Origin of the sequence: Caulobacter sp. ErkDOM-C, from assembly GCF_048541825.1 — a bacterium.
GTDB lineage: Bacteria > Pseudomonadota > Alphaproteobacteria > Caulobacterales > Caulobacteraceae > Caulobacter.
The window spans coordinates 3,402,225-3,414,714 of the sequence record NZ_CP183332.1; the positions used below are offsets into that span (position 1 = coordinate 3,402,225).

Below are 12,490 nucleotides of genomic sequence, written 5' to 3' on the forward strand. Positions count from 1 at the left end.
GCGTCACTCGCGCCCTGCGTCAGATCGCCGCAGGATCAACTCTTGCGCCGAATTGGCGACCTTGATCGCAGCCTTCGCCGGGACTTTGAGCTTGGATTGCTCAAAATACCGGCAAATCGGTGACTGGCCCTAGACGTCGACCTCGGCGTCGAGGGCGTTTTCCTGGATGAATTCACGGCGCGGCTCGACCAGGTCGCCCATCAGACGGCTGAACATGTCGTCGGCGTCGTCGGCGTGGTTGACCTTGACCTGCAGCAGGGTGCGAGCCTCGACGTCGAGGGTGGTCTCCCACAACTGGTCAGGGTTCATCTCGCCAAGACCCTTGTAGCGCTGGATCGACAGGCCCTTGCGGCCGGCGTCCATCACCGCGCCCACCAGATCCATCGGTCCACGGACGGTCGTCGACTTGTCCTTGCGGCGGAACACGGCGCGGCCCGAGAAGATCTCGGCCAGCGCCCCGGCCCGCTCGGCCAGACGGCGGGCGTCGGCGGCGTTCAGCAGGCCATCGTCCAGAACGACGCTCTCGGTCACGCCGCGTCGCACGCGCTTGAAGATATAGGCCGTGTCGCCGCGCTCGCCGGTCCACAGGCCATCGCCTTCCTCGGCATAGAGGTCCAGGCGGGCGGCGGCGGCGGCGATGTCGGGGCTTTCGCTGAGCAGGCCGGCCAAGGCCGTCTGCTCCACGGCGAAGGCCGGGGCGCGGGCGGCCAGACGATCGATGTTGCCCTTGGCCTGACGGCACAGCTGGATCAGGGCCAGCAGGTCCTTGCCGGTGCGACGCTCGCCCGACGGCAGGTCCAGCTCGGCCCCGTCGACGCCCTCGTCGATCAGGAAGGCGTCCATCTCGCTGTCGTCCTTCAGATAGCGCGAGGACTTGCCCTTGCTGGCCTTATAGAGCGGCGGCTGGGCGATATAGATGTAGCCGCGATCGATCAGTTCGCGCATCTGCCGGTAGAAGAAGGTCAGCAGCAGGGTACGGATGTGGGCGCCGTCGACGTCGGCGTCAGTCATCAGCACGATCTTGTGGTAGCGCACCTTGTCGGCGTTGAAATCGTCGCGGCCGATGCCGGCCCCCAGGGCGGTGATCAGCGTGCCGATCTGGTCGGACGACAGCATCTTGTCGAACCGGGCGCGTTCCACATTGAGGATCTTGCCGCGCAGGGGCAGCACCGCCTGGTTGTCGCGGTTGCGGGCCTGCTTGGCGGAACCCCCGGCCGAGTCACCCTCGACGATGAAGATCTCGGACTTGGCTGGATCGCGCTCGGCGCAGTCGGCCAGCTTGCCGGGCAGGCTGGTGATGTCGAGCGCGCTCTTGCGGCGGGTCAGTTCGCGGGCCTTGCGGGCGGCTTCACGAGCGGCGGCGGCTTCGGCGATCTTGGAGACGATGGCCTTGGCTTCGGTCGGGTGTTCCTCGAACCAGCTGGCCAGACCTTCCTGCACCAGGTTTTCGACGGCCGGGCGCACCTCTGACGAGACCAGCTTGTCCTTGGTCTGCGAGCTGAACTTGGGGTCGGGCACCTTGACCGACAGCACGCAGGTCAGGCCTTCACGAGCGTCCTCGCCCCCGACGCTGACCTTTTCCCTTTTCGTGATGCCAGAGCTCTCGGCGTAGTTGGTGATGATCCGGGTCAGGGCGCCGCGGAAGGCCGAAAGGTGCGTACCGCCATCCCGCTGCGGGATGTTGTTGGTGAAGCACAGCATGTGCTCGTGATAGCTGTCGTTCCACCACAGGGCCAAGTCGATCTCGACCTTGTCCTTGCGGCCGCGAATGACGATCGGCGTCTTCAGCAGCGGCGTCTTGGCCTTGTCCAGGTGGCGCACGAAGGCTTCGATGCCGCCCTCATAGTGCAGCTTTTCTTCCCAAGGCTCGGCGTCGCGCAGGTCGCGGAAATAGATGGTCACGCCCGAGTTCAGGAACGCCAGCTCGCGCAGGCGATGCTCCAGCGTCTTGCGGTCAAACTCGATGAACGCGAAGGTCTCAAGCGACGGGAAGAAGGTCACCTCGGTGCCGGTCAGATAGTCGCCGGCCTTGGGCGTGCCCTCTTCGCGGATCGGCGAGTCGCCGGTCACCGTCAGCGACGACACGGCGTCGCCGCGCTCGAAGCGCATCTGGTGGGCCTTGCCGTTGCGGTGAACCTTCAGCTCCAGCCAGTCGCTGAGCGCATTGACCACCGAAACGCCGACGCCGTGCAGGCCGCCGGACACCTTGTAGCTGTTCTGGTCGAACTTACCGCCGGCGTGCAGCTGGGTCATGATGACCTCAGCCGCCGAGACGCCTTCGCCCTCGTGGATATCGACCGGGATGCCGCGCCCGTCGTCGGTGACCGTCACCGAACCGTCGGCGTTGAGGATGACTTCCACCTTGGTGGCGTGACCGGCCAGGGCCTCATCGATGGCGTTGTCGACCACCTCATAGACCATGTGGTGCAGGCCAGAGCCGTCATCGGTGTCGCCGATATACATGCCGGGGCGCTTGCGCACCGCGTCCAGGCCCTTGAGCACCTTGATCGAGTCGGCGTCATAGTCGCCGCTCATCACTTCAGGGGCCGCCATCTGCGAGCCGTCGGCAGTGGTCAGGCGATCGCCGCTGTTGTCTTCAGCCGGGCCTTCGGTCTCTTGCGTCATACGTCTTCCAAAGCGGTCAGGCCGGCGTCGCACACGCGAACGCCAAGAGCCCGACCTTTGAGGTGGTCGAACAGCAACTCGTCCGTGCCGGTGAGGAAGGCCTGGAGCTTGAGCGCCGTGATTTCGTCGGCCAAAGCGGCTCGCCTCGTAAGGTCGAGATGCGCGGCCACTTCGTCGAGCAATACTATAGGATTCGGCGCGGATTCCGCACGCGAAAGTCGCGCCGCCTGGGCCAAAACCAGGTTCAAAATCAGCGCTTTCTGCTCTCCGGTCGAGCATTCCGCCGCCGGACGGTCTTTCTCGACATGCAGGATGTCCAGATCGCCCCGATGCGGGCCAGTCAGGGCCCGACCGGCGGCCCCGTCGCGGGGGCGGGCGGCGGCCAGGGCCGTGGCCAGACGCAGCTCGATCTCGGCAAACTCGACGCCTTCGAGCGCCAGTTTTTCCCACTCGCCGGTCAGGGACAGCTTCGCCTGCGGGAAGGGCCGGTCGCCGCGGCCGTCGATCTCGGCCTGCAGGGCGACCAGGGTGCGGGCGCGGGCTTCCGCCATCAGGGCGCCGGACTCGGCGAGGCGTGCTTCCAGAGCGGTCAGCCAGACGGTGTCGGCCGGCGCCCCGCTTTCAAAGGCGTCGGTCAGCAGACGCATGCGTTCGCGCTGGGCCTTGTCATAGGCGTTGGCGTGGGCGGCGTGAGCGGGCTCGCCGGCGAAGACCAGCCGATCGAAAAAGCGCCGGCGCTCGGAGGCGGCTTCCAGGAACAGCCGGTCCTGGGCCGGGGTCAGCCAGATGGGGCGGATGTGATCGGCCAGCCGGCCGGGTGGCACGGTCTCGCCATTGACCCGCACCAGCCGCCGGGTCTGGCCGCCGGTCTCGACGCCCGTGCCCAGTTGCACCGGCTCGTCGTCGCCAAATTCGCTTGGGGGCGCCTCAACCTGCGCCGCCACGGCCCAGGCCCGCCCCGTCGCCTCGCCGGGCATCCGCCGGCCTACCTCGGCCAGGCTGGAGCCGCGCAGGCCCTTGCCCGGCGACAACAGGCTGATGGCCTCCAGCAGGTTGGTCTTGCCCGCCCCGTTGGCGCCGAACAGATAGACGCTGGCGCCGCCCGTCTCGAGGCGGGCGTGCGCGTAGGACCTAAAGTCGGTCAGGGTCAGGGTGTTGATCGCGGCCGACGCCATGGGGGTCTCTTAAGGCAGGTCGAGGGTTGCGTCACTTGCCCCCTACGACCTGCGGCGCTGACCGTCCTACCCGATGTACCGCCGCGCGATCTCCAGATTGTCCTTCTGCCAGACGCCGGCCGCGCCCATCAGCACGCGCATCAGGTTGGCCTCGAAGATCTGGCGCGCTTGATCACGGTCGACGAGCGCCCGGAGCGGCAAGTCGAAGCAGGCGTCGGGGGCGATCGACCGATGGACGGCGTAGTTCATGGCCATCAGGTCGATCCGGTGCTCGACACTGCCGAACGCCGCCTCGACGCGCTGCGAGCGGTCGAACCAGGTCGTGCAGCCTGCAAAATCCGTCGCGTCCCAAAGGGTGAGCATGTTGTCGAACAGCTCGACAAACAGGTCCTCGCGCAGCCCCTGGATCATCTGCTCGGCGGGATCAGACCCGCAGCGGCATCAGCACGTATTTCACGCCCGGATCGGTCGGGTCGACCACCAGGGTGGGGCTGGCCGGGTCGGCGAAGCGGAACTCGGCGATCGGGCCGCCGATCTGGCCGCAGACGTCCAGCAGGTAGCGGGCGTTGAAGCCGATCTCGAAGGGCTCGCCGTCATAATCGACCTCGACCTCTTCGACGGCCTGGCCGGCTTCCATATTGCGCACGGTCAGGGTGATGCGGCCCGGTTCGATGGCCAGTTTCACCGAGCGGCTCTTTTCGGCCGAGATGGTGGCGACGCGGTCGACGGCCTTGGCGAACAGGTCGTTGTCCAGGGTCAGGATCTTGGCGTTGTCGCGCGGGATGACGCGCAGATAGTCAGGGAAGGCGCCGTCGATGACTTTCGAGGTCAGGGCGGCTGCGCCGAACTCGAAGCGCACCTTCTGGGCCGAGACCTGCAGGTCGACATGCTCGCCGGCCGATTCCATCAGGCGGCGGGCCTCCTGGATGGTCTTGCGCGGCACGATGATGCCCGGCAGGCCGGCGGCGCCCTCGGGGGCGTCCATCTCGGCCAGGGCCAGGCGGTGGCCGTCGGTGGCCACGGCCCGCAGCTTGACCACGCCGCCCTCGTTGACGGTGTGGAGATAGAGGCCGTTGAGATAGTAGCGGGTCTCTTCGGTGGAGATCGCAAACCGGGTCTTGTCGATCAGCCGGATCAGTTCGTTGGTGTCGACGGCAATGCGGCCCGACAGGCCGTCGCTGCTCATCACCGGGAAGTCGCCGGCCGGCAGCACCGGCAGGTTGAAGCGCGAGCGGCCGGCCTGGATCACCAGGCGCGGATCATCGCCGCTGAAGCTGAGCGACACATCCGAGCCGTCCGGCAGCTTGCGGACGATCTCGTACAGGGTCTGGGCGGGCGCGGTGATCTGGCCCGGCACCTCGATCTGGGCCCGGCCCTCGTCGATGATCTCCATATCCAGGTCGGTAGCCGAAAAGCTCAGCGTGTCGCGATCCGCTGAAAGCAGGATGTTCGACAGGATCGGGATGGTGTTGCGGCGCTCAACGACGCTCTGCACATGCCCCAGCGCCTTCAGCAGCGCCGCCCGTTCGATCGTAAGCTTCATAAATCAGGTCCAGGTTCCAGAGCCGCCGCCGCTCGAGAATCCCCCGCGCGGCCCCGTCATGATTGGACGGACGACATTAGCGAAATCGCGCGCTTGGGGAAGAGGGCGGGGCCCCTTGCAGACACGGAAACCGCGCCTATCTTTTGAGAATAGTTCGCAACTAGGATCGTGCGCCATGCGCCTCGCCCTCAAGACCCTGACCTACGCCTCAATGCACCTGACCGTGGCGGTGGCCGTCGCCTATGCCCTGACCCGCGACTGGCGGATCGCCCTGGCGGTGGGCATCGTCGAACCCCTGGTCCAGACGGTGTTCTTCAACCTGCACGAACGGGCCTGGTCGCGGGCCGACCGGCGCCGCGACCAGAAGCGCCGTCAGGACTTGATGTCGACCGAACCGCCCGAGCCGTCGGCCTCGGTGTTGGCGCCCGCATAGGGATTGGCGCCGCCGCCCGACGCGGGTTCAGCCGAACCCGGCGCCGTCGAGCCCTTGGCCGCCACGGCGACCATGGCCGGACGGATCAGGCGACCCATCAGTTCGTAACCGGCCTGCAGGAACTGGATGACGCCGCCGGCCGCGACCTCGGTCGAGGGCTGCTCCATCACCGCCTGGTGCAGGTGGGGATCAAACTTCTCGCCCTTGGCCGGCTCGATCTTCTTCAGACCATTGCGTTCGAAGGCCGCCAGAAGCTCCTTCTCGGTCATCTCGACGCCGATGATATAGTTGGTCACGGCCGGATCCTGCGAGTCGCGCGGGCTCATGGCCGTGGCGCGCGACAGATTGTCGGCGGCGGCCAGCAGGTCGCGGGCGAACTTCTGGATCGCATAGGCGCGGGCGTCGTTCATCTCGCGCTCGGCCCGGCGCTTGGTGTTTTCCGCTTCGGCGGCATAGCGGAAGACCTGATCCTTCAGGGCCGCCACTTCCAGCTTCAGCGCCTCGATTTCCTGGGCGGCGTCCTCGGCTTCCGGGGCCATGTCCATCTCTTCAACCGGCGCTTGATCGTCGCTCATAGTCCCAGTCCCTATCCATCCATCATCCGGCCGAGCACGCGGGCGGTATAGTCCACCAGCGGGATCACCCGGGCATAGTTGAGGCGCGTAGGGCCGATCACCCCGATCGCGCCCAGCAGCTTGCGTTGGCCCGTCATATAGGGCGCCGCGATCACGGAGGAACCCGAAAGCGAAAAGAGACGCGTTTCGGCCCCGATAAAAATGCGTACGCCCTGCGCTTCGCGGACATCATCCAGCAGGCCGATCAGCTGACCCTTCTGCTCCAAGTCGTCGAACAGCATGCGCACGCGCTCCAGATCCTCGCGCGCGCCGGGCTCGCCCAGCAGGTTGGCCTGGCCGCGCACGATCAGGGCCCGGGCGTCGCCCTCGCCGCCGCCCCAGGCCGCCAGGCCGTCCTCGACCAAACGCGCCGCCGTCTCGTCCAGTTGCCGGCGGGCGGTCTCCAGCTCGGCCCGGACCTCGTCCTTGGCTTCGCTGAGCGTGCGGCCGCGCAGCCGGCTGTTGAGGAAGTTGGAGGCCTCCTGGAAGGCCGAGGGGGTCATGCCCGCTGCGCGCTTCATCAGGCGGTTCTCGACCGTGCCGTCTTCGAAGACCATCACCGCCAGGGCCTGGTCGCCGCCCAGGGCCACGAACTCGACATGCTTGACCCCGCCCTCGCGCACCGGCGTCACCACGATACTGGCCCCGCCGGCCAGGCCCGACAGGATCGAGCCGGCCTCGGCCAGCGCCTCCTCGAACGAGCGGCCGCGCGAGAACAGCCGCGCTTCAATGGCCTGGCGCTCCTCCTGGCCGACATCGCCGACCTCCAGAAAGCCGTCGACGAACATCCGCAGGCCCGCATGGGTGGGGATGCGCCCGGCGCTGGTGTGGGGGGCGTCCAGCAGGCCCAGCTGCGCCAGGTCCTGCATGGTGTTGCGGATCGAGGCGGGCGACAGTTGCAGGCCGCCGCGCGAAATCGTGCGCGAGCCCACCGGCTCGCCGGTCTCCAGATACGACTCGACCACGCGCTTGAAGATGTCGCGAGCCCGGGCGTCCAACTCGGTCAGGCCAGGCGTGCGACCAAACAATTGCGTCATGGCGGGAAGCCGAAGACCTCGCTGAGCGACAAATGCGTCGGGCGCTCTTTCAAGTTCCCGTCACAGATAGGATAAGCGGCCCCTTCTAGCATTCAAAGCCCCGGAGTTAGCCATGCGTCCTTCGAAACGCGCCCCCGACCAATTGCGCGCCGTCACGCTGGAGACTGGGGTCAACCGTTATGCCGAGGGCTCGTGCCTGATCGGCTTTGGCCACACCAAGGTGCTGGTCACCGCCAGCGTCGAGGAAAGCATCCCCGGCTGGATGCGCGGCAAGGGTCAGGGCTGGGTCACGGCTGAATACGGCATGCTGCCCCGCGCCACCCACACCCGCGGCCGCCGCGAGGCCGCCGCCGGCAAGCAGACCGGCCGCACCCAGGAAATCCAGCGCCTGATCGGCCGCTCCCTGCGCGCCGTGGTCGACCTGAAGGCCCTGGGCGAGCGCCAGATCACCCTGGACTGCGACGTCGTCCAGGCCGATGGCGGCACCCGCACCGCCGCCATCACCGGTGCCTGGGTCGCCCTGCGCCTGGCCACGCAGTACCTGCTGGATGAAGGCGTGCTGAAGAACGACCCGATCACCGGCCAGGTCGCCGCCGTCTCGTGCGGCGTGTTCGCCAACACCCCGGTGCTCGACCTCGACTATGAGGAAGACTCCAACGCCGAGGCCGACAGCAATTTCGTCCTGACCCACGGCGGCGACATCGTCGAGATCCAGGCCACCGGCGAAAAGCGCGGCTTCACCCGCGGCGAGTTCGAAAGCCTGTACGGCCTGGCCGAAAAGGGCATCGGCGAGCTGTTCGCCTTCCAGAAGGCGGCTATCGGGAAATAGGCGCCGGCGCCTGAAACACGCCCGCGACGCCGCGCCCTCTTGTCGGAGGGCGCGGCGAGCCCCAGATTCCTGACTCAAGAACAGGAGGCTGGCATGCCCTCATCTTTCCCGCCTCCCTTCAGGGGCCATGAAGTCGAAGCCCGGTTGCGGCCCTCGGCCGAGGCCTATTCGTTCGACCTGGACACCGTGCTGGACTCCGTCGTCGCCCTTGAGGCGCGCGTGCCGGCCGACGCCTATACGGCGACGATCCTGGGGACCGAGCGCATCGGCAATGGCGTGGTGATCAGCCCCACGGGGCTGGTCCTGACCATGGCCTATCTGATCACCGAGGCGCGGGAGGTGATCCTGACGCTGAATGACGGCCGCCGGGTCTCGGCCCATGTGCTGGGCATCGACGCCCGCAGCGGGCTGGGCCTGGTCCAGGCCCTGCAGCCGCTGGACCTGTCGCCGATGCGCATCGGCTCGTCGAAGGACCTGACGGCCGGCTCGGCGGTCATCGCCGCCGGGGCCGGAGGGCGCGACCACGCAGCGGCGGCCCAGATCATCACCCGCATGCCGTTCGCCGGTTACTGGGAATATCGGCTCGACGACGCCATCATGGCCGCGCCCGCCCATCCGCACTGGAGCGGCGCAGCCCTGATCGGCCCCAAGGGTGACCTGGTGGGCCTGGGGTCGCTGAGCCTGGAGACCCGGGGCCGCGACGGGTCGTCAAATCCGATCACCCTGTTCGTGCCCGCCGAACTGCTGCCACCCATTCTCGACGATCTGGCGCGGGGCAAGTCGCCCCATCCGCCGCGCCCCTGGCTGGGCGTCTTCGCCCAGGAGATCCAGGACCATGTCGTGGTGGTCGGCATCTCGCCCAAGGGCCCCGCCGCGCGGGCCGAGCTGCGACCCGGCGACATCATCCTGGCCGTCGATGGCCAGGGGGTTGCGGACCTGACCGAGTTCTACACCGCCCTGTGGAACCAGGGTCCGGCCGGCGCGACCATCCCCCTGCGCGTGCTGCGCGAGGGCGACAGTTTCGAGGTCGAGATCCGCTCGATGGACCGCGCGACCCTGCTGAAAAAGCCGCGCTACAACTGAAATCTGCCTGCCCGGCAGGCGCGGCGAAGCGTCTCACCCAACCTTCAGTACAAACATCCGCTCGTTAACCTTGGCGTGGCATAAGCTCATCCCATGCGAGCAACCGCCCGACAAACCGCCTCTGCCGCCGACCAGCGCGCCCATGCGCGCCGGCCGACCTCGCGGAAGGTCTATCTGGTCAGCGGACGCGACACGCTGCGCTGCGCCCTGATCGATGTGGCCGAAGGCGGGGCGCGGATCCGGCTGTTGGGGGCCACCCTTCCGGACGGCGATCTCTATCTGGTCGACACCCGCGTGCGACGCATCCACCTGGCCCGGTCGGTCTGGCAGTCAGAGCGCGAGGCGGGCCTGCAGTTCGTCGAGAGCGACACCCTGGATCGTCCCGGCGGCGGCGTCGAAGGCGCGGCCGAGGCCGCCCTGCTGTTTGCTAGGCGGCGCGCCCGCCAGGCGGCGGCTCTGGAAGCCGAGCAGTAAACTCCAGCGCCTCGACCAGTCGCGGCGCCAGCCAGTCGGCCATCTCCGCCTGCCCTTCGGCGTCGGCCAGCAGGTCCTGACGAACCTCCAGCTCCAGATAGTCCAGGCCGCGCGCATCGGCGTGCAGCGGGATGGTGTTGTCCGTTTCGTCCATCGCATAGGGCGCGTTGTCGCCGACCGCCGCGCCCAGATCCTCTCTCAGCCGCACCAGCACCGCCGACGAGAACGGCGAGTCGTGACGGTGCAGCACGCCCAGGCGCCAGGGCCGGTCCACGCCCTGCATCGCCGGCGTGAAGCTGTGGAGGGCGATCAGGAGGGTCCGTCGTCCGGCCCGCGCCTCGAGGGCAGCGGCGATGGCGTCCTGATAGGGGTCGTAGATCTCGGCCATCCGGGCCGCGACGGCTTGCGGCGAAAGGTCCCGATTGCCGGGGATCGGCTCGCCGTCGCTGACCACCGGCATCGCGCCGTCGGCCCCGGGCCGGCGATTGCAGTCGACGACAAGTCGCGAATAGGCCTGCGCGATAAAGGTGGCGTCCAGCAGGGCGGAAAGCCGGGCTCCCAGCCCCGCTATGCCGATATCCCAGGCGATGTGGCGGTCCAGAGCCGCGTCGCTGACGCCCAGCCGGCTCATGCGCTTCGGGATCTCGCGCCCCGCATGGTCCCCCAGAAGCAGAAAGGCCGACGGGGCGCCTGCATTGAGCACAATGACCGGGTCCGGATCACCTGCGACAAGAAGGTGGGTCGACCCCAGGTCCGAATCCCGGCCAGTAGTGTGCAATGCCTGTGCTTTCGGTCCGCCATCTGACGCGCTACCGGTACCGCAATCCCGTGGCGTTTGGCGATCATCGCATGATGCTTCGCCCGCGCGAAGGTTGCGATCAGCGACTGCTGTCGTCGACCCTGCTGATCGCGCCGACCCCCATCCAGTTGCGCTACGTCCAGGACGTGCTGGGCAACTGGATCGGCGTCGCCCGCTTCAATGGCCGCGCCAGCGAGCTGAGCTTTGAGAGCCAGTTCACCCTGGACCACACGCCCCTGCCCGCCTTTGGCGACGTGCCCGGCCATGTCGATGTCTATGAAGCCGGCCGGCCCTTCACCTATTCCAGCGACGACCTGCCGGATCTGGTCCAGTCGATCGCGCCCCAGCATGAGGACCCTGACGGCGTCCTGGCCCGCTGGGCCCGGCGCTTCGTCAAGCCGTCGGGGGCCACCTGCCTGCAGCACCTGCTGGCCGAGATGACCCAGGCGATCTATGCCGACTTTCGATACGGCAAGCGTTTCGAGCGCGGCGTGCAGGCGCCGCTGACCACCCTGGAGAGCGGGGGCGGCACCTGCCGCGACTTCGCGGTGCTGATGATCGAGGCCGTGCGCAGCCTGGGCCTGGCCGCCCAGTTCGTGTCCGGCTACATCCACAGCCCCTCGCGCAAGCAGGTCGCCGTCGAGCGCACCGGAGGGGGCCACACCCACGCCTGGCTGCGGGTCTATCTGCCGTCATGCGGCTGGGTGGAGTTCGACCCGACCAACGGCATCGTCGGCAATACCGACCTGATCCGCGTCGCCGTGGTGCGCGATCCGCGCCTGGCGCCGCCCGTTCACGGAACCTGGGCGGGCTTTCCCACCTACTATCTGGGCATGGATGTCGAGGTCGATGTCACCAGCATCGAGGACCATCTGGCCCCGTCACTCGTCACGGCTTTCGGCTGACGCATCCTTCGGCCGGCCCGCGCGTTGTGGTTTGACCACCCCTGATCCCGGATTCGCCCGCACGGCGCCCGGCTCCTTGTGAGACGACGACGATGCTGATCCGCTACGGCTACGAGATCACGGTCTACTGCCAGCGGCCGACCGCGATGGTCACCCTTTTGGGCCTGCGCGACGGCCGCGAGGCCGATGTGCGGATGGCGGAATCGTTCTTCACGACGCCGGCCATCGAGACCTCGACCTATCGCGACCTGTTCGACAATCCCTGCCGGCGCTTCGTGGCCCCGGCCGGCGTCCTGACCCTGTGGAGCGACAGCGTCATTGAAGACAGCGGCGCGGTGGATCCCCGAGCCCCGGACGCCCGGCTGCACCCTGTCGCCGACCTGCCCGACGACTGCCTGGGCTATCTGATGGGCAGCCGCTATTGCGAGACCGACCGCCTGAGCCAGATCGCCTGGGACCGCTTTGGCCATATCCAGAAAGGCTGGGCCCGGGTCCAGGCCGTCTGCGACTTCGTCCACGACCACATCACCTTCGACTACATGACCGCCTGCTCCACCCGCACCGCCCATGAGGTCTATAAGGGTCGCATCGGCGTGTGCCGCGACTACGCCCACCTGGCCGTGGCCCTGTGCCGCTGCCTGAACATCCCGGCCCGCTATGTGAACGGCTTTCTGGGCGACATCGGCGTGCCGCGCGTCGACCCGATGGATTTCAGCGCCTGGATGGAGGTCTATCTCGGCGGCCAATGGTGGGCCTTCGATCCCCGCAACAACATCCCGCGCATCGGCCGCATCGTGGTGGCCCATGGCCGCGACGCCGCCGATGTGGCGATGCTGACCTCGTTTGGGCCCCACCAGCTGAACGGATTCCGGGTCTGGGCCTATGAAACCGAGACTGACGCCCTGCCCGTGCCTGTGATCGACACCACGGGCGAGGCGGGACGCGCCGTGCGGGCCCGCTCGCCCCTGTAGCC

13 protein-coding genes are annotated in these 12,490 nt (G+C 67.8%); 6 read left to right on the forward strand and 7 right to left on the reverse strand.

The annotated features are described in order from the left end of the window. Window positions 1-129 precede the first annotated feature (129 nt). The 4 genes from gyrB to dnaN form a co-directional block, all read right to left on the reverse strand. Entirely contained in the window at window positions 130-2,625 is a 2,496-nt protein-coding gene (gene gyrB, locus ACN2C8_RS16435) for a DNA topoisomerase (ATP-hydrolyzing) subunit B (protein WP_419253098.1), read from the reverse strand. Continuing rightward, window positions 2,622-3,800 carry a DNA replication/repair protein RecF gene (gene recF / locus ACN2C8_RS16440; RefSeq protein ID WP_419253099.1) on the reverse strand — a complete coding sequence of 393 codons (1,179 nt, stop codon included), beginning with the start codon at window positions 3,798-3,800 and terminating at the stop codon, window positions 2,622-2,624. The genes gyrB and recF overlap by 4 nt, the downstream gene beginning before the upstream one ends. A 66-nt stretch (window positions 3,801-3,866) precedes the next feature. Then, a complete protein-coding gene (locus tag ACN2C8_RS16445; protein ID WP_419253100.1) occupies window positions 3,867-4,211 on the reverse strand; it encodes a hypothetical protein in 345 nt (114 codons plus the stop codon). Window positions 4,212-4,224: 13 nt separating this feature from the next. After that, complete coding sequence (gene dnaN / locus ACN2C8_RS16450) at window positions 4,225-5,343, reverse strand: DNA polymerase III subunit beta (protein WP_419253101.1); 1,119 nt, start codon at window positions 5,341-5,343, stop codon at window positions 4,225-4,227. Between the two features lie 175 nt (window positions 5,344-5,518). On the opposite strand from dnaN, the gene ACN2C8_RS16455 reads away from it, so the two are divergent. Continuing rightward, entirely contained in the window at window positions 5,519-5,776 is a 258-nt protein-coding gene (locus ACN2C8_RS16455; RefSeq protein ID WP_419253102.1) for a DUF2061 domain-containing protein, read from the forward strand. Here the strand turns inward: ACN2C8_RS16455 and grpE are convergent. Both grpE and hrcA read right to left on the reverse strand, forming a co-directional pair. Further along, window positions 5,716-6,351 (reverse strand): nucleotide exchange factor GrpE, encoded by a 636-nt coding sequence (gene grpE, locus ACN2C8_RS16460; RefSeq protein WP_419253104.1) that lies wholly within the window; start codon window positions 6,349-6,351, stop codon window positions 5,716-5,718. The two genes, ACN2C8_RS16455 and grpE, sit on opposite strands and share 61 nt — an antisense overlap. An 11-nt stretch (window positions 6,352-6,362) precedes the next feature. Further along, on the reverse strand, window positions 6,363-7,427 hold the full coding sequence (gene hrcA / locus ACN2C8_RS16465; protein ID WP_419253106.1) for a heat-inducible transcriptional repressor HrcA: 1,065 nt from the start codon (window positions 7,425-7,427) through the stop codon (window positions 6,363-6,365). A 112-nt stretch (window positions 7,428-7,539) separates the two neighbouring features. Between hrcA and rph the strand changes: the two genes are divergently transcribed. The 3 genes from rph (at window position 7,540) to ACN2C8_RS16480 (ending at window position 9,813) form a co-directional block, all read left to right on the forward strand. Beyond that, complete coding sequence (gene rph, locus ACN2C8_RS16470) at window positions 7,540-8,256, forward strand: ribonuclease PH (protein WP_419253107.1); 717 nt, start codon at window positions 7,540-7,542, stop codon at window positions 8,254-8,256. 93 nt (window positions 8,257-8,349) lie between these two features. Beyond that, entirely contained in the window at window positions 8,350-9,339 is a 990-nt protein-coding gene (locus tag ACN2C8_RS16475; protein ID WP_419253108.1) for a S1C family serine protease, read from the forward strand. 93 nt (window positions 9,340-9,432) lie between these two features. Further along, a complete protein-coding gene (locus ACN2C8_RS16480; protein ID WP_419253110.1) occupies window positions 9,433-9,813 on the forward strand; it encodes a PilZ domain-containing protein in 381 nt (126 codons plus the stop codon). On the opposite strand, the gene ACN2C8_RS16485 is transcribed toward ACN2C8_RS16480, so the two are convergent. Continuing rightward, on the reverse strand, window positions 9,767-10,444 hold the full coding sequence (locus ACN2C8_RS16485; RefSeq protein ID WP_419262208.1) for an N-formylglutamate amidohydrolase: 678 nt from the start codon (window positions 10,442-10,444) through the stop codon (window positions 9,767-9,769). The genes ACN2C8_RS16480 and ACN2C8_RS16485 overlap by 47 nt on opposite strands. Before the next feature lie 146 nt (window positions 10,445-10,590). Between ACN2C8_RS16485 and ACN2C8_RS16490 the strand changes: the two genes are divergently transcribed. Then, window positions 10,591-11,517 carry a transglutaminase family protein gene (locus ACN2C8_RS16490; RefSeq protein WP_419253116.1) on the forward strand — a complete coding sequence of 309 codons (927 nt, stop codon included), beginning with the start codon at window positions 10,591-10,593 and terminating at the stop codon, window positions 11,515-11,517. A gap of 92 nt (window positions 11,518-11,609) precedes the next feature. Next, window positions 11,610-12,488: a transglutaminase-like domain-containing protein gene (locus tag ACN2C8_RS16495; RefSeq protein WP_419253117.1), complete on the forward strand. Its 879-nt coding sequence runs from the start codon at window positions 11,610-11,612 to the stop codon at window positions 12,486-12,488. The last annotated feature ends 2 nt before the right edge of the window (window positions 12,489-12,490 follow it).

Bases quoted from the DNA above. Each gene is read 5' to 3' on its own strand.
- gyrB (WP_419253098.1), bottom strand. From the start codon at position 2,625: ATGACGCAAGAGACCGAAGGCCCGGCTGAAGACAACAGCGGCGATCGC.
- recF (WP_419253099.1), bottom strand. From the start codon at position 3,800: ATGGCGTCGGCCGCGATCAACACCCTGACCCTGACCGACTTTAGGTCC.
- ACN2C8_RS16445 (WP_419253100.1), bottom strand. From the start codon at position 4,211: ATGATCCAGGGGCTGCGCGAGGACCTGTTTGTCGAGCTGTTCGACAAC.
- dnaN (WP_419253101.1), bottom strand. From the start codon at position 5,343: ATGAAGCTTACGATCGAACGGGCGGCGCTGCTGAAGGCGCTGGGGCAT.
- ACN2C8_RS16455 (WP_419253102.1), top strand. From the start codon at position 5,519: ATGCGCCTCGCCCTCAAGACCCTGACCTACGCCTCAATGCACCTGACC.
- grpE (WP_419253104.1), bottom strand. From the start codon at position 6,351: ATGAGCGACGATCAAGCGCCGGTTGAAGAGATGGACATGGCCCCGGAA.
- hrcA (WP_419253106.1), bottom strand. From the start codon at position 7,427: ATGACGCAATTGTTTGGTCGCACGCCTGGCCTGACCGAGTTGGACGCC.
- rph (WP_419253107.1), top strand. From the start codon at position 7,540: ATGCGTCCTTCGAAACGCGCCCCCGACCAATTGCGCGCCGTCACGCTG.
- ACN2C8_RS16475 (WP_419253108.1), top strand. From the start codon at position 8,350: ATGCCCTCATCTTTCCCGCCTCCCTTCAGGGGCCATGAAGTCGAAGCC.
- ACN2C8_RS16480 (WP_419253110.1), top strand. From the start codon at position 9,433: ATGCGAGCAACCGCCCGACAAACCGCCTCTGCCGCCGACCAGCGCGCC.
- ACN2C8_RS16485 (WP_419262208.1), bottom strand. From the start codon at position 10,444: ATGAGCCGGCTGGGCGTCAGCGACGCGGCTCTGGACCGCCACATCGCC.
- ACN2C8_RS16490 (WP_419253116.1), top strand. From the start codon at position 10,591: ATGCCTGTGCTTTCGGTCCGCCATCTGACGCGCTACCGGTACCGCAAT.
- ACN2C8_RS16495 (WP_419253117.1), top strand. From the start codon at position 11,610: ATGCTGATCCGCTACGGCTACGAGATCACGGTCTACTGCCAGCGGCCG.